The organism is Streptomyces sp. NPDC037083, assembly GCF_055606485.1.
This window is the reverse complement of record NZ_JBVJSQ010000003.1, coordinates 443,807-459,298: the sequence shown is the minus strand read 5'-3', so window position 1 is coordinate 459,298 and position 15,492 is coordinate 443,807. Positions and strand designations below refer to the sequence as shown.

Annotated in this window: 10 protein-coding genes; 4 read left to right on the top strand and 6 right to left on the bottom strand. The window is 73.7% G+C overall.

What is annotated here, in order from left to right; translation table 11 throughout:
- Positions 1 to 13: 13 nt before the first annotated feature.
- From ACZ7DE_RS10640 to ACZ7DE_RS10630, 3 genes are all read right to left on the bottom strand, one after another.
- Positions 14 to 1,780: a tetratricopeptide repeat protein gene (locus ACZ7DE_RS10640; protein WP_470760086.1), complete on the bottom strand. Its 1,767-nt coding sequence runs from the start codon at positions 1,778 to 1,780 to the stop codon at positions 14 to 16.
- 200 nt (positions 1,781 to 1,980) lie between these two features.
- Complete coding sequence (locus ACZ7DE_RS10635) at positions 1,981 to 4,068, bottom strand: DUF1996 domain-containing protein (RefSeq protein ID WP_470760084.1); 2,088 nt, start codon at positions 4,066 to 4,068, stop codon at positions 1,981 to 1,983.
- 236 nt (positions 4,069 to 4,304) lie between these two features.
- Positions 4,305 to 5,012: a hypothetical protein gene (locus ACZ7DE_RS10630; RefSeq protein WP_470760082.1), complete on the bottom strand. Its 708-nt coding sequence runs from the start codon at positions 5,010 to 5,012 to the stop codon at positions 4,305 to 4,307.
- Between the two features lie 391 nt (positions 5,013 to 5,403).
- Here ACZ7DE_RS10630 and ACZ7DE_RS10625 point away from each other — a divergent pair, with 391 nt between their 5' ends.
- Positions 5,404 to 5,811 carry a cupin domain-containing protein gene (locus tag ACZ7DE_RS10625; protein WP_470759480.1) on the top strand — a complete coding sequence of 136 codons (408 nt, stop codon included), beginning with the start codon at positions 5,404 to 5,406 and terminating at the stop codon, positions 5,809 to 5,811.
- A gap of 116 nt (positions 5,812 to 5,927) precedes the next feature.
- Here ACZ7DE_RS10625 and ACZ7DE_RS10620 read toward each other — a convergent pair whose 3' ends face one another.
- Together ACZ7DE_RS10620 and ACZ7DE_RS10615 are read right to left on the bottom strand one after the other, a co-directional pair.
- Positions 5,928 to 7,355: an alkaline phosphatase family protein gene (locus ACZ7DE_RS10620; RefSeq protein WP_470759478.1), complete on the bottom strand. Its 1,428-nt coding sequence runs from the start codon at positions 7,353 to 7,355 to the stop codon at positions 5,928 to 5,930.
- A 178-nt stretch (positions 7,356 to 7,533) separates the two neighbouring features.
- Complete coding sequence (locus tag ACZ7DE_RS10615; protein ID WP_470759476.1) at positions 7,534 to 8,070, bottom strand: cysteine hydrolase family protein; 537 nt, start codon at positions 8,068 to 8,070, stop codon at positions 7,534 to 7,536.
- A 196-nt stretch (positions 8,071 to 8,266) separates the two neighbouring features.
- Here ACZ7DE_RS10615 and ACZ7DE_RS10610 point away from each other — a divergent pair, with 196 nt between their 5' ends.
- Positions 8,267 to 8,941, top strand: a complete 675-nt coding sequence (locus ACZ7DE_RS10610; protein WP_470759474.1) for a lipoprotein — start codon at positions 8,267 to 8,269, stop codon at positions 8,939 to 8,941.
- A 111-nt stretch (positions 8,942 to 9,052) separates the two neighbouring features.
- On the opposite strand, the gene ACZ7DE_RS10605 is transcribed toward ACZ7DE_RS10610, so the two are convergent.
- On the bottom strand, positions 9,053 to 9,901 hold the full coding sequence (locus tag ACZ7DE_RS10605; RefSeq protein ID WP_470759472.1) for a DUF72 domain-containing protein: 849 nt from the start codon (positions 9,899 to 9,901) through the stop codon (positions 9,053 to 9,055).
- A gap of 121 nt (positions 9,902 to 10,022) precedes the next feature.
- On the opposite strand from ACZ7DE_RS10605, the gene ACZ7DE_RS10600 reads away from it, so the two are divergent.
- Both ACZ7DE_RS10600 and ACZ7DE_RS10595 read left to right on the top strand, forming a co-directional pair.
- Positions 10,023 to 12,659, top strand: coding sequence for a SpoIIE family protein phosphatase (locus ACZ7DE_RS10600; RefSeq protein ID WP_470759470.1), 2,637 nt, complete (start codon positions 10,023 to 10,025; stop codon positions 12,657 to 12,659).
- A 68-nt stretch (positions 12,660 to 12,727) separates the two neighbouring features.
- Positions 12,728 to 15,424 carry a SpoIIE family protein phosphatase gene (locus ACZ7DE_RS10595; protein ID WP_470759468.1) on the top strand — a complete coding sequence of 899 codons (2,697 nt, stop codon included), beginning with the start codon at positions 12,728 to 12,730 and terminating at the stop codon, positions 15,422 to 15,424.
- Positions 15,425 to 15,492: the final 68 nt, after the last annotated feature.

Genomic DNA, 15,492 nt, shown 5'->3' with positions numbered 1-15,492 from the left:
CCGACGATCTCGATCAATTGTCCATGGCGCAGCAGCCGGGCGTGACCTCGGTCCCGCCGTGGGCGCCCGTGTCGCCGGCGTTCACGGGGGCGGCGCTCGTGCCGTCGGCGGTGTCGAGACGGCAGAAGCAGGACGCCCGGACGGGTACGTCGGCCAGGGCGGCGGCGAACTTCAGCTGATGGGCCACGATCCGCGCCTCCGCCTCCTTGCCCAGCAGGACCAGGCACTCGTGGAGGCCGTGCAGGGACCAGACGTTCCCGGGGTGCTGGGAGGGGCGTGGCAGCGTGTCGTCGAGTCCGAGGTCGGCCCGGTAGACCGCCTCGGCCTCCGCGACCCGGCCCTGCTCGAGGAGCAGGGCTCCGTACGCGTGACGGGTGGGCTGCATCCAGCCCCAGGGCTCGTCGTACGGGAGGGCGTCGTCCAGCGCGACGGACCGCTCCAGGGCCGCGAACGCGAGGTCGTGATCGCCCTTGCGGTACTCCAGTTCGCCGTCGAGCATCGCGGAGGCGATCGCGAGGATGTCCCGGCAGGTGTTGTTGAACAGCATCCGGGTCTCGGGCACGCGGTCGGCCGCCGCGTGGAACAGGGCGCGCTCGTCCTCGGCCTCGGGGACGCGGCCGGTGGCGGAGAGGGCGACCCCGCGGGCGTAGTGGCGCATCGCCGTGCTCACGCTGTACAGGACCGGGTCGGCGGGCGGCGGCACGTCGAGGATGTCCTGCCAGCGGCCGAAGCGGATCAGCACGTGGAACCGCATGGTGAGGAACCCCTCCAGCCAGTCGGCCATGGGCGGGCTCTGCACGCGGAGCAGTTCCTCCGGGATGGAGGCCTCCAGCCGGTCCACGGTCTCCAGGGCGGTGTCGAAGCGGCCGAGGAACATCGCTCCGTAGATCTTGAAGTGGTAGTCGTGCGACCGGTAGAGCGTGTAGAAGTTCATCGCCCCCGAGCGGGCCCGGTACTTCTCGTCGGCGGCGATGGCGGCGGTGTTGTCCGTGACCACCCGGCGGTAGTCGCCGCACAGCACGTCCAGGTGCGAGGGCATGTGCTGGAGGTGTCCGGCGTCGGGCACCAGTCCGCGCAGCCGGTCGGCGACCCGGAGGGCGGCCTCGGGGGTGGGGGACATCTCCATGAGGTGGATGTAGAAGTGCAGGACGCCTGGATGCGCGGCGGCGGCCGGGTCGGCCAGAGCCCGCTCGAGCACCGCCTTGGCCTCCCGGGTGCGGGCGCCCTCGGCGGGCTCGCCCGTGCGCCCGTCCCACAGCTGCCAGGGGGTGAGGTTCATCAGGGCGTCGGCGTACAGGGCGGCGACGTCGAGGTCCTCGGGGGCCAGCTCGTGGACGGCCCGCATGGCGTCGGCGTAGGGCTCGTTCCACACCGAGCAGTCCTCGGTGGGGCGCGTCTGCGGGTAGCGGGCGCGCAGCGCTCCGATCAGGGCGCGTTCGACGGGGGTGGCGGCGGCGGCCTTCCGATGGGCGAGCTCGACGGCGGCGTGGGTGCGGGCGACGGTGCGCGCCAGGTCCCGGTCGTCGAAGAACTCCCACGGTTTGTTGTAGTTGGGGCCGAGCGCGTAGGCGATGCCCCAGTGCGCCATCGCGCAGTCGGGGTCCGCGCGGACGGCCGCTTCGAAGCAGGCGACGGCCTCCTCGTGGTGGAAGGCGTACGACCAGACGAGTCCGCGGTCGAACCACAGCTGGGCCTCGGGGGAACCGGTGGTCACGGGCCGGCCGTGGTCGCCGAGGTCGTAGTCGTAGTCGTGGAACTGCGTGGACGGCTTCTCGTGCATGGACGGCGTGTGCTGCGTGGACGGCGTGTGCTCCATGGGTCTCCCATCGTCGCGCGCGATCGGAGCGACGTATACCGCGCCGTCCGGCGCCGGGGCGAGGTCATGGGGGCGGGAGCACCCGTTCGGGGTCGCCCGCGAAGGACCGCACGAAACAGGGGCCCGGCGCGGTGCGACGGGCCCCTGTTCCTGACGGCCTGGGCTCAGTTGCGCCGGGTGTTGCGGCGCAGGACGACGAAGCCGCCGATCACCAGCAGCGCTCCGAGAACGCCGGGCCACAGGTTGGCGCCGGTCTCGGCGAGACCGCCCTGGACCGCCTGGGGCTCGGTCCCGCCGGAGACGGAGCCGACGCCCGTGTCGGCCGGGGGCTGCGACTGCTCGGAGGAGGGCGCGGGCGCGGCGGCGGCCGCGTCCGCGGGAGCCGTAGCCGGGGTACCGATCTCGCCGCCCGCGCCGGCGGCGGGCGCCGAGGTGGCCGCCTTCGGCGAGGGCTTCGTGTAGACGCGCGGCTCGGTGGTCGCGCTCGCGGGCGCTTCGGGCGCCTGCGACGACTGCTGCGCGCCCCCGCCGGCCCCGTTGTTCCCGGTGTCTTCGTTGTCCCCGGTGCCGTCGGCGTTGCCGTTGCCGGAGTCGTTGCCGCCGCCGTTGCCGGAACCGTCGTCCCCGGCTCCGCCGTTGTCGGCGTCGCCGTCTCCGTTGTTCCCGGCACCGCCGTTGTCGGCACCACCGTTGCCGGCGTCCCCGTTTCCGGTGTCACCGTTTCCGGTGTCTCCGGAACCGTTGTCGTCGCCGTTGCCGTTTCCGTTGTCACCGGAACCGTTGTCGTCGCCGTTGCCGGCGCCGTCGTCCGAACCCGGGTCCTTGCCCGCGCCGCACGTACGGCCCTCGTTGATGCAGTCGACCATGTCCCGCATCAGGTTCTCGTCGAAGACGTTGATGAAGTCGCCGTGATCCGTCACCGGCTTGTGCAGCTGCTCGGGGAAGGAGTCCACCGCGAACAGCGGAGTCGTCCTGCCGCCGTCCTGGAGGCTCGGCGCGTCGACGTCGTACACGATGCGCTGCACCAGCTGCGGCACGGCCTCGAAGCCGTTCGGGCAGGTGCCGTCGGCGGCGGCGAAGGCCACGTGGGTGCGGTGGTTGGCGCTGTCGATGTTGGTGCCGTCCCAGCAGCTCTGGAAGCGGAACGTGCGCACCACGTCGCTGCCGGCCGGGCAGAGCGGGTACTTGTCCTTGAGCTGGCGGTCCTCGAACCCGGTGCAGCTCCAGGATGCGTTGGCGTTGGCCGTGCCGTTGACGAAGGCCTTGGCGTCGCCGGTGATGATGCGCAGCAGCCGGGGCATGGCGGTGACCTTGGAGCGCGGGTTGCCGACGAAGGTCAGCGTGACGTCCTTGGCGGTGACGATCTCTCCGGCGTTGCCCTCGATGCCGCCGCCGGGGCTGCCCGCGTCCTGCTCCTGTTCGCCGTTCTGCAGGCGCAGGACGGGCCAGTAGTAGGTGGACTTGTCGCCCTGGTCCACGCAGCTCGTCTCGGCCTTGGCCAGGTCGTCGTCGGAGGCGAAGGCGTTGTTGGACTGGTTGCCGGTGTAGTCGTGGAAGTGGTGGGCGCCGTTGGAGACGCCCGGCGCGACGATCACGTTGTCCGAGTTGAACAGACCGTTGGCGTTGACTCCGCAGCTGGTGGTGAAGGTGCCGCGGGAGGGGCCGGAGGAGGGGTCCGGAGTCTGCTGCGCGGGCTGGACGGAGTTGATGTCGGCGTAGTCCGCGGCGACCGGCCCGTTCCCGGCCTGGCCTCCGTTGCCCTGCCCGCCCTCGCCGCCGTTCTGGCCGTCGCCGTTCTGGCCGTCGCCGTTCTGGCCGTCGCCGCCGTTCTGCTTCTCGTCGCCGTTGCCGTCGGCGCCCTGGTCGGCCTGGTCGTCGGAGGCGCGCAGGGTGCAGGCGGCGAGGGACTCCAGACCCTCCGGGCGGTCGCCGACCCGGTCGATGGCGACCGCGATGCGCTCGATGGTCGCCGCGCGCTTCTCCTTCAGGGGGTTCATGACCGCGTTGTCGGCGAAGCCGGCGTCCTGCTGCATGGCCTGCGCCGACTCCTGGAGTTGGCGGTAGGCCGCGGCGATCTGCTCGTCCAGCAGGGCCAGTTCGCGGTCGACCTCGGCAGAGGCCCCCTCCGGCACGCTGGTCAGCTTGCTGCCGACGTCCGGACAGTCGACGGTGACGGCGCTGTTGCCGGCCCGCCGGGTCGAATTGCCCTCGGAACCGTCCTCGGTGGCCGAGGCGTACACGTTCGCCGCCATCAGGCCGCCGCCGCCGAGCATCAGCGCCACAGCCAGGAAGGTCGCGCGTCGTCCGCCCGTCGGGCGTCTGCGCCTGTTCTGTACCAAGGAGTGCTCCTACGCTTCGTGGGCGGCCATGGACAGGAAATCCCCCGGCCCTATACGGAGCCGGACGCGGGAGTGTTCAACCGCCCCACGAATTCATAGCAACATCTCAGACAACCGCCGTGGTCCGCCCCTTCGCACCAGGTCCCCGGTCATCTCGTCGGAGCATCGCAGAACGAGGACGGGGCCCGCCTCCTTCGGCGGGCACGCTCGTGCAACAGGCCCATGACGAGGGCCGCGGCCACCGCGATCAGATGCTCGCGGCCCGCGAGGTTGGGCTTGGCGATCGACTCCCACACCATCGAACCGCCGGTGAGCGTGAACACGATGGGCGCGTGGCGGACGACCGAGAGATAGGTGAACAGTCCGACGACGGCCGCGGACGGGCCGGTGTCGAGCACCTGGCCGGCCTCGGGCGGCAGACCGAGACCCCACCAGCCGGGCCCCATCGCCAGCATCACCCGCACGGTGAGGGTGCCCGCCAGAGTGGAGCCGTAGGCGATGAGCAGGGTCCGGCGGCGGCCGAGGGCGAGTTCGGCCAGGGCGAAGGCGAGGAACAGCTGGGTGATGCCCGCCCACACCGGCAGATCGAGCGCCGGAACGTACAGGGAGACCGGGGTGCGCAACAGGGCGAGCCACAGGGGCAGGTCGCCCTGGACCCCGCCGACGGCGCGCACCGCCGTCGCTCCCGCGGGGTGCTGGGCGACGGCGTGGAAGAAGATCACGCCGACGCAGGCCACGAACGCCAGCAACAGCGCGGCGGGTCCCCGGCGGCGCAGCTGCCGCAGCGGGTCGACGACGATGCCGTACCACTCGCCCCGCAGCGTCCGGCCGACGAACCCGGCCGCGTCGGAGAGCACGCCGCCGCGCGGCGCGCCCTCGGCGCGGCCGTCACCGGGTTCGCCGCCGACGCGGTCGCGCGGCCGTTCCACTTCGGGACGCAGGATGCTCAAGGTCTCTCCCACACACTCGTCGCACGATGTTTCGTGCGAGTCACGCTTCGGAAGACGCAGAGACGGCCCGCGAGGCTTACTCGGACGGGGGCCGTCTACCTCACATTTCGGACCGGACGCGCGGGTCGGCCACCGGGGCGCCTCCTGACTCCCGGTCACCCCGCTGTAACTCGGGTGGGTTACTGTCACCCGTGTGGAACGCACTGACCAGCGGAACATGCCCCCGGCCAGGTTATGTCGCACGATGGGCCCGACCGGCCCCGGCGCCCCCGGCCCCCTGCCTCAGAACGACCGCCGCGTGACCCGCCGGCCGCCCGTGGAGGCCAGGCCCGCCGTCGAACCCGTGCCGGCCCTGCTCGCCGAAGGCCTCCTCACCGAACGGCTCGCCCTGGCCGTCCCGGAGGACACCAGGGTCGTCGTGGCGGACTACGAGATTCCGCCGGGCGGGTCGCTGCCCTGGCACTACCACGAAGGACGGGTGGTGGCCGTGGTGACGGCGGGCGTGCTGACCCGGACCCTGTCGGACGGCTCCGAGTGCGTGACACCCGCCGGGGGCTGCATCGTCGAGCCGGTCGGTCCGCAGGGCGTGCACATGGCGGAGAACCGCGGGCCGGAGCCCCTGCGCATCTGCGCCATGTTCTTCCTCCCGCAGGGCGCCGCGCTGTCTACGCGCGCAGAACCGCCGAAGGCGGTCGCCCGCGGCTGAGCCGGGCAAGTCCCGTCCCGTCCCGTCCCGTCCCGATCGGAACGGGACGCGGCCGCCAGGAGCGCCCTGGACCGCCCGGGCCGTCCGAGCCGCCCACGCCGCCCACGCGGCCGGGATCAGCGTTGCGGCTGGCTGCCCGGCTCCTGGGTGGGGAACGTCTGCTCGGCGCCGGGCAGCGTCGGCCTGGGCAGGGTGGCGACCTCCTCCTGTGCCTTCAGCAGCTGCTGCGCCGTGTCGTCGGGCAGCGCCGGCGCGAGCGGCTGGGCCGACCCGAAGCGGAAGGCGGAGGTGAGGTCCCCGAACGCGGAGCGCCGCCAGGTGCTGATGTTGGGTTCCGCGACCCCGGTGACGGTCTCCAGAAACCGCAGGGCAGAGGTGTGGTCGAAGGCCTCGGAGGCCACCCAGCCGCCCACGGTCCAGGGCGAGACGATGATCGCCGGCACCCGGAAGCCGCCCCCGATCGGCAGCCCCCCGACGAACTCTCCGGGCGTGCCGGCCGGCGGGGTCGGCGGTGGCACATGGTCGAACAGGCCGTCGTTCTCGTCGTAGTTCAGGATGAACGCGGTCTTGGCCCACACCGCCGGGTCGGCCGCGATGGCCTCGATCTTCGAGGCGACGAAGTCCGCGCCGGCCGCCGGCAGGAAGTCCGGGTGCTCCGACTGGCGCCCGGGCGGAATGATCCAGGACACCGTCGGCAGCCGGTCGGCCCGCGCGTCGTCCTCGAAGGCGCCCTCCGGCTGCGGCCGTACACCCCGCTCGTACAGGTCCGAGCCCGGCAGCGCGTCCCTGAACGCGGCGAACTGCTCCAGCAGGTTGCAACCGTAGTCGTCCTCCTGCTGGTACACCTTCCAGCTCACGCCCGCCGCCTGGAGCCGTTCGGCGTACGTCGTCCAGCTGAACGGAGTCGGCGCGGAGTTGCGGACGACCGGGCCGCCCCGGTCGCCGTCCGGGTCGATGCTGCCGGTCATCCACATCAGGCGGTTGGGCCAGGTCGGGCCGAGGACCGAGCAGAAGTAGTGGTCGCACAGGGTGAAGGTCTCGGCGAGCGCGAACTGGAACGGGATGTCCTCGCGGGTGTAGTAGCCCATGACGTACGGGCCGTTGGCGCCGTCGGCCTTGCGGTGGGCCGGCAGCCAGCGGTCCATCCGGCCGCCGTTCCACGCGTCGTGCTGCACCGACCAGGCGTGGCTGGTGGACGGGATGGCCTGGGCGCTGGAGGTGTGGGTGTCCAGGTGGAAGGGGAGCAGGTAGCCCCTCGGGTTCTCGGGGTCGGGCTGGTGGAAGACGGACCGTCCGGTGTCCAGGGTGAGCGCCTCGGGGTCGGCGAAGCCGCGCACGCCGGACAGGGTGCCGAAGTAGTGGTCGAACGAGCGGTTCTCCTGCATCAGCAGCACGACGTGCTCGACGTCGGCGAGCGAGCCGCGGCGGGGCCGGCCGGCCGCGACGGCCTTCTGGACGCTCGGCGGGAGCAGCGTGAGAGCCGCGGCGGCGCCCAGCGCTCCCGCGGCCGAGCCCAGGAGTCTGCGGCGGGTCAACTCGGCCATGTGTGTGCCCCTTGGTGAGCGAAGGTACCGATGGGAAGGCCGGCCCGTGCCCGCGCGGGGCGGGTCGGCGCTCGCGCTCCGCCCGGGCCGGGGAACCGGAGGTCGCGGGGGCCCGGCGCCGAACGGGCCGTCCGACGGGCGGCGACGGCCCGTCAGCCGCCGTGCGGCGCCGGTCCGTTCAGGTCCACAGCTCCGCGCTGTCGCACACCCGGGCGCCCATGTTGCGTTCCATCATCGTCAGCGCGGCGTCCGCGAGGTCGGCGTGGATGTGGGCGACGGCGTCACGGGGGACGGTCACCTCGAAGTGCCGGATGTGGGCGTCGAGGGCCGAGTAGAGGACGCACTGCTCGGTGACCTGACCGCACAGGACGAGATGACCGATGCCCTCCTGGTCGAGCAGGTAGGACAACGGCGTCTCGAAGAAGACCGAATGCCGTGCCTTGACGACGAACAGCGCCTCCTCGTCGGGCCGCAGCGGCTCGACGAGGTCGCGGTGCGGTCCGGTGAGGGCCTTGTCGAGCAGTTCGCCGTGGTGGGAGCGCCACTGACCGAAGTTGTCGTTGACGTAGACGACGGGAACGTCGGCGCGGCGGGCCCGGTCGAGGAGAGCGGCGGCCACCGGGACCACTCTGCGGGCCGACGGCAGGAGCAGGTCGGCGTCCGGGTGGTCGTACGTGTTGATCATGTCGATGACGATCAGCGCGGTCTTGCTCATGCCGCTATGGGTTCCCGGTCGGGCGCGAATGTGACGGCACATCACTCGTCCGCGTCAGAGAGCGGGTGCGCGGCATTCGCGCCCTGCGGGACGGCCGGCGGTGGGGCCTGGTGGCGAATCTCGGTGGCGGAGGCCACGGCCCCCTCGGTTACAGTGCTCCGCCGGTATCGGGCCGGCGTCGAGAGGAGACTCAGCGGTGCGCTTTGGGGCGGGGAACGTGGGGAACGTGCGGCGGGGGCTGACGCTGGCGGCCCTGCTGACGGGGTTGATGACGGGATGCGCGGCCGCGGAGGACGACTCGGACGGCGCGGCGGGCGCGGCGCCGAGGACGACCGCGAAGGTCGCCCAGCGTGGCGGCTCCGTCGGGGCCTCGGGGTCCGCCTGCGAACTCCCCGTCACCTTCGACGTCGCGGAGTTCTGGAAGGCCAAGGCGGTCGACGCCGAGAAGGAGGCCGCCGCGACCGGCGACCTGGGCGAGCTCGCCGACGCGCTCCTGCGTCAGGGACCGGTCACCATGGCCTGCGAGATCGACGCCAAGCCCGCGGGGAAGATCGGATTCCTGCGGGTGTGGACCGGCGAGCCCGGCGACGCCGACGCGCGCACCGTGCTGGAGGAGTTCGTGGCCGCCGAGCAGGGGGCGTCCAAGGCCGCCTACCGGACGTTCGAGGCGGGCGACGTCACGGGCGCCGAAGTCGAGTACGTCACCACCAGCGAGCTCCTGGAGGAGAGCAAGACGGAGCACGCCCTGGCCGTCACCACGCCCGAGGGCCCGGTCGTGCTGCACCTCGGCGGGCTGGACACCGGGGAGCACGAGGCGATGCTCCCGGCGTACGAGCTCGCCAAGAGCACCCTGCACACCACCGCCGCCTGAGCCGGTCGTTGGCCCGGGCGGCCGCCGCCCGGCTGGTCCCGGGCCCCGGCGGCCGCCGCCCGCGGCGGTCCCGGGCTCCGGCGGCCGCCGCCCGCCCGGGCCCTGTTCCGGTCAGTGGCCGAGCAGCTCGCGCATCCTCTCGGCGGCGCGCACGGCGGCGTCGCCGCAGCAGGTGTTGAACAGCACGTGCACCTGCCGGGCCCGCCGGGCGAGCTCGCGCACCCTCGGCACCCACTCCCCCAGCTCGTCGTCGGTGTACTCGTGCCGGAACCGGTCCTCCTTGCTGCCGGTGCCCCAGGCCGGGCTGCGCCCGTGCAGCCGGACGACCGCCAGCCGCCCGCTCGTGACGGGCGTGACCGGCGGCACCGCGGACGCCAGGGACTGCTCCATGTCGACGGCGACCGCGGCGAACCCGTGCGAGCGCAGCAGCTCGGCGGTGGCGCGCCGCTGCCGCTCGCCCCGCCACCAGTGCGGGTGCCGGAACTCCACGCACACCGGCCACCCGGCGGTGCGCTCGGCGCACTGCTCGAGGAACGCGCGGGCACGCTCGCCGGGGCGGAACCAGGGCGGGAACTGGAAGAGGACGGCGCCCAGCCGGCCCGTCTCCCGCAACGGCTCGATGCCGTCGGCGAACCTGCGCCACACCTCGTCCAGCGCCTTCGGACCGCGGACGTCGTCGGGCAGGCCGGGCGGCAGCACGGCGGGCCGGGTGGGATGGCCGGTCAGCAGGGAGAAGGCCTTCACGTCGAACACGAAGTCCCCGGGGGTGCGCTGCGTCCACAGCCGGCTGGTGCGCTCGACGGGCAGCGCGTAATAGGTCGCGTCGACCTCCACGACCGGGAAGCGTTCGGCGTAGTGACGTAACCGGCCCTCGGCGTCGCGCCGGCCGGGCGGATACCAGCCGCTGGAGACCAGCGCCCGGTCCGTCCACGAACACGCGCCCACCAGAATCTCGCTCATGGCGGGCGGATACCCCGCCCGGGCCGGTTCTCCCGCGACCGCGCGCGGATGCGCATACGGTCGGATGTGGCGCATTCTTGCTGTGTCGCCCACGCGGCGGCGCACGGACGAGGTAGGGCCGATGACTGGGAGCGCCGGGGACGAGCGGAAGCCGTCCGGACCGCCGCCCGCGCTGCTGGCCGGCACCGTGGCGGACGCGCTGCGGGCGGCGGGCGGCAGCGCCGGGGGCGTGTACCTGTGCTCCCGCACGCCCGACGAGCTGCGCCTGGCGGTCCTGGCGGGGCTGCCCGGTCCGCTGTTCCGCCCCTGGTGGCGGGTGAACGTCGACCGGCCCTTCCCGGTGGCCGACGTGTACCGGACGGGCGTGCCGGTGATGCTGGCCAACGCCACGGAGGTGATGCGCCGCTATCCGCAGTTCGCCGCGGGGCTGCCCTTCCAGTTCGGGTCCCTGCACGTGCCCGTCGGGGCTGACGGCCGTTCCTTCGGGGTGCTGACCGTTCTGCGCCCGGCCACGGCGGACGCGGCGGAGGTGCCGGCGGACCGTGGGCGGCTGACGGCGGTGGCCGACCGTCTGGGAGCGGCCCTGCTGCGGCTGGCCGCGGACGGCGGGGCCGTCACCTGGGACGACGAGCCGCTGTGCGTGCGGTCGCCGGTCGCGGGCCCTGCCCCCGGGCGCGTCGGGCGGTTCGCGTGGGAGCCGGCGACCGGCGTCGTCACCGTGGACGCGCAGGCGCTCGCCCTGCTCGGCCTGCCGCCGGGCGGGTTCGCCGGCACGCTAGACGCCCTGGCCCGCGGCGTCGACCCGATGGACGCCGACCGGCTCCCCGGCCTGTTCCGTCTGACGGCGCAGGGCCGGCCCCCGCCGCTGCCGGTCCGCATGCGCACCGTCGACGGCGGGCTGCGCCTGCTGGAGCTGTGGGAGACGACCGGCGCGAAGGGCCTGCCGGCCGACGCCCCGGCCGCCTCCCCGACGACGCCCCGCCCCGTCGCCGGCGTCCTCCTCGACCCCGGCCCTGGCGCCCTCGCCGACGGCGCCGCCGACCTGCTGCCGGAGGGCGTGTTCTGCCTGGACCGGCTGGGGTTCGTCGTCTACGCCAATCCCCGGGCCGGGCGGCTGCTGGGCGTGCCGCGGGACCAGCTGGTCGGCCGGTCGCTGTGGGAGGCCGTGTCCTGGCTGAACCAGCCCACCTTCGAGGAGCACCTGCGGGGCGTCCTGCTGTCGCCTGAGCCGGCGCACTTCCATGTGCGGCTCCCCGCGGCCACCGGCCGGCCCGCCGACGGCCGTCCGTACGAGGGCGACTGGCTGCGCGTGTCCCTGTACCCCGGCGCCGACCTCGTCACCTGCACGGCGGTCCCGGCGAACCGCGTGCCGGACGAGGCGGCCCCCGAACTCCCGGACCCGGAGGCCTCCGCGCCGGACGCCGCCGTGTCCGCGGCCCCGTTCTACCGGCCGATCGTCCTGGCCATCGCGCTGACGGAGGCGGTGACCGCCCGCCAGGTGTCGGCGGTGGTCATGCAGGAGCTGCTGCCCGCGTTCGGCGGCCGCCGGCTGGCCATCTACCTGCTCCAGGAGCGGCATCTGTACCTGGCGTGGGAGTCCGGCTTCCCCGAGGGGTTCCTGGCCCCGTTCGAAGGGGTGGGCCTGGACGCCCGGCTGCCCGGGGTCGAGACGCTCACCACGGGCCGGCCCCTCTTCTTCGACTCCATGCAGCAGCTCTCGGACGCGTACCCGGGCATCGAACTCGACGCGGAGGAGGGCGCGCGTGCCTTCCTCCCGCTGATCGCCTCGGGCCGCCCGGTCGGCTCGTGCATCCTCGGCTTCGACCGCTCGCGCAGCTTCGGCTCCGAGGAACGCACGGTGCTCACCGCGCTCGCCGGCCTGATCGCCCACGCGATGGAGAAGGCCCGGCGCTACGACACCGAGGCCGCCCTCGCCCGCGGGCTCCAGCAGGCGCTGCTGCCGCGGCGGCTGTCGCAGCACGCGCAGGTGGAGACCGCGGGCCGCTACCTGCCCGGCACCGAGGGCATGGACGTGGGCGGGGACTGGTACGACGTCGTGGAGGCGGGGGACGGTCTGGCCCTGGTCATCGGCGACGTGCAGGGGCACGGGGTGCAGGCGGCGGCCACCATGGGGCAGCTGCGCAGCGCCGTACGCGCGTTCGCGCTCGGCGACCGGCCCCCGGACGAGGTCATGGGCGGCACGAACCACCTGCTGATCGACCTCGACCCCGGCCAGTTCGCCAGCTGCTGCTACGTCAGGCTGGACCCGGCCACCGGCCTGGCCCGGGCCGCCCGCGCCGGGCATCTGCCGCCGCTGCTGCGCCACCCCGACGGCCGAACCCAGGTCGTGGAGCTGCCCGGTGGAGTGGTCCTCGGGGTGGACCCACGGGCGCACTACCCGGTCACGGAACTGCGGCTGGAACCGGGAGCGATCCTCGCCCTGTACACGGACGGGCTGGTCGAGCGGCCCGGCCACGACATCGACGACGGCATCGCGGCGCTGCGCAGGGCGCTGGCCGAGGCCGGTGCTGCGCCCGGGCTTCCCCCCGCCGGGAAGGGCGGCCCCGCGGGGGCTTCGGCGGCCGGCGCCGTCGCCTTCGGGGCAGGTGCCGCCGGTACCCCGTCCGGGCGTTCCCTCGGAGACGTCGCGGACGGGCTCACCGCGCTGGCCGGGCAGGCCGCCGACCGGCCCGACGACATCGCCCTGCTGCTGGCCACCCGGCGCGACGGCCCCGAAGATCACCCATGGCGAGCATGAGAGACGCGTCCTGTGACCCTGTGTGACGCCTCTCGCCTCACGCCGCCGGGCAGTGTAGACATGGGCACATGGTCCGACTCCTGGGGCGCACGGATGCCCGGCCGGCCCGTCGTCCCCGGGGCCCGCTGGTCAGTCGTACACCCGAATCAACGCTGGGCGGACGCAGTCTCGCCGCGCAGGTGTTCGTCCTGCAGGTGGTCATCGTGCTGCTGCTGGTGGTGGCCGCCGTGGTGGCGCTGCTGCTCCAGGTGCGGCACGACACCACCCAGGAGGCCCGCAACCGGTCACTCGCCGTCGCGCAGACCTTCGCCAACGCGCCGGGCACGGCGCAGGCGCTGGTCGGCCCGGATCCGACGGCGGTCCTGCAGCCCCGGGCCGAGGCCGCCCGCGAGGCCTCGGACATGGACTTCATCGTCGTGATGGACACCGAAGGCATCCGCTACACCCACCCCAAGCCGGACCGCATCGGGAAGAAGTTCGTGGGGAACATCCAGCCCGCGCTGGACGGCGGGGTCGTGGTCGAGGAGATCGACGGGACCATCGGGCGGCTGGTCCAGGCCGTCGTGCCGGTGAAGGCTCCCGACGGGAAGGTGGTCGGCCTGGTGTCGTCCGGCATCACCACCGCGCACGTCGGCGGCACCGCGAACCGTCAACTGCCCCTGGTCCTGGCCAGCGCCGCCGCCGCCCTGGCCCTCGCCACGGCGGGCACGGCCCTGGTGAGCCGCCGTCTGCTGCGGCAGACCCATGGTCTGGGGCCACGCGAGATGACCCGCATGTACGAGCACCACGACGCCGTGCTGCACGCCGTGCGCGAAGGCGTGATCATCGTCGGCGGCGAGGGTGATCTGCTGCTCGCCAACGACGAGGCGCAGCGCCTGCTCGACCTGCCTCCTGACGCCGAACGCCGGCAGGTCCTCGACCTGGGGCTCGACCGGGGCACCGCCGAACTGCTGGCGTCCGGGCGGATGGTCACCGACGAGGTGCATCTGGTCGGGGAGCGGCTGCTGGCCATCAACCAGCGGCCGACCGATCTGGCGGGCGGGCCGGCGGGCAGCGTCGCCACCCTGCGCGACTCCACGGAGCTGCGCGCCCTGTCGGGCCGGGCGGAGGCGGCCCGCGAGCGCCTCGACATGCTGTACGCGGCCGGCGTGGGCATCGGGACGAGCCTGGACGTGACCCGCACCGCCGAGGAGCTGACGGAGCTGGCCGTGCCGAGGTTCGCGGACTTCGCGACCGTCGACCTCTTCGACGCGGTCCTGGACGGCGAGGAGCCGGAGGCGCGCGGTGCGCTGCGGCGCACGGCGGTCAGCGCGATCCGCAAGGGCGCCCCGCTGTACGCGGTGGGCGAGCGGATCCGGTTCGTGGAGACCGCGCCGCAGTCGCGCAGTCTGCGCGAGGCCCGGGCCGTCATCGAGGCGCGCCTCGCCCAGGCGCCGGGCTGGCGCGCCCAGGACCTCGAACGCACCGAGCAGGTGGTCGAGTTCGGCATCCACTCGCTGATCACCGTGCCCGTGCGGGCCGGGGGGCTGACCCTGGGCGTGGTCAGTTTCTGGCGTTCGGAGCGGCCCGACCCGTTCGACCCGGACGAGGTGGTGCTCGCGGAGGAGCTGGTGGCGCGGGCCGCGATCTCCATCGACAACGCGCGCCGCTTCACCCGCGAGCACGGCATGGCCGTCACGCTGCAACGGAGTCTGCTGCCGCGCACGCTGCCCGAGCAGAACGCCCTGGACATCGCCTACCGGTACCTGCCCGCGCAGGCGGGCGTGGGCGGCGACTGGTTCGACGTGCTGCCCCTGCCTGGGGCCCGGGTCGCCCTGGTCGTGGGCGACGTGGTGGGCCACGGCCTGCACGCGGCGGCGACCATGGGCCGGCTGCGCACCGCGGTCCACAACTTCTCCGCCCTGGACCTGGGCCCCGAGGAACTGCTCGGACTGCTGGACGAGTTGGTCGGGCGCATCGACCAGGACGAGGCGGACGACGCCGTCAACGCGCCGGTGTCCGGGGCGACCTGCCTGTACGCCGTCTACGACCCGGTCTCCCGGCGCTGCACGATCGCCCGCGCCGGCCATCCCCCGCCGGCGCTGGTCCACCCCGACGGCCGGGTCGAGTACCTCGAGGTGCCGGCCGGGCCCCCGCTCGGACTGGGCGGGCTGCCGTTCGAGACGATCGAGCTGGAACTGGCCGAGGGCAGCGGGCTGGTGCTGTACACCGACGGGCTGGTGGAGGACCGGGAGCGCGACATCGACACCGGTCTCGAGCTGCTGCGCACCGCTCTGGAGCGGGGCTCCGGGAGCACGCCGGAGCAGATCTGCCAGGGCGTCCTGGACGCCCTGCTGCCTGCCCGCCCGAACGACGACATCGCGCTGCTCGTGGCGCACACCCGGGCGCTGGGCGCCGACCGGGTCGCCGAGTGGGACGTGCCGGTGGATCCGGCCGCGGTCGGCGAGGTGCGGGCGGCGGTGGTCCGGCAACTGGCGCACTGGGACCTGGAGGACCTGTCCTTCACGACGGAGCTGATCCTGAGCGAGCTGGTGACCAACGCGATCCGATACGGCAGCGCGCCGGTGGGCGTGCGCCTGCTGCGCGACCGCACCCTGATCTGCGAGGTCTCTGACAGCAGCAGCACCTCGCCGCACCTGCGGTACGCGGCCATGACCGACGAGGGCGGACGCGGCCTGTTCCTCGTGGCGCAGCTCACCGACCGCTGGGGCACCCGCTACACGCCCAAGGGCAAGGTCATCTGGGCGGAACAGCCCCTGCCGTGAGGCCGGTCGGGGCGCCGCACCCGGCGCGCCCTCGCTCATAAATGATGCTTATGAGTCCATAGACCGGA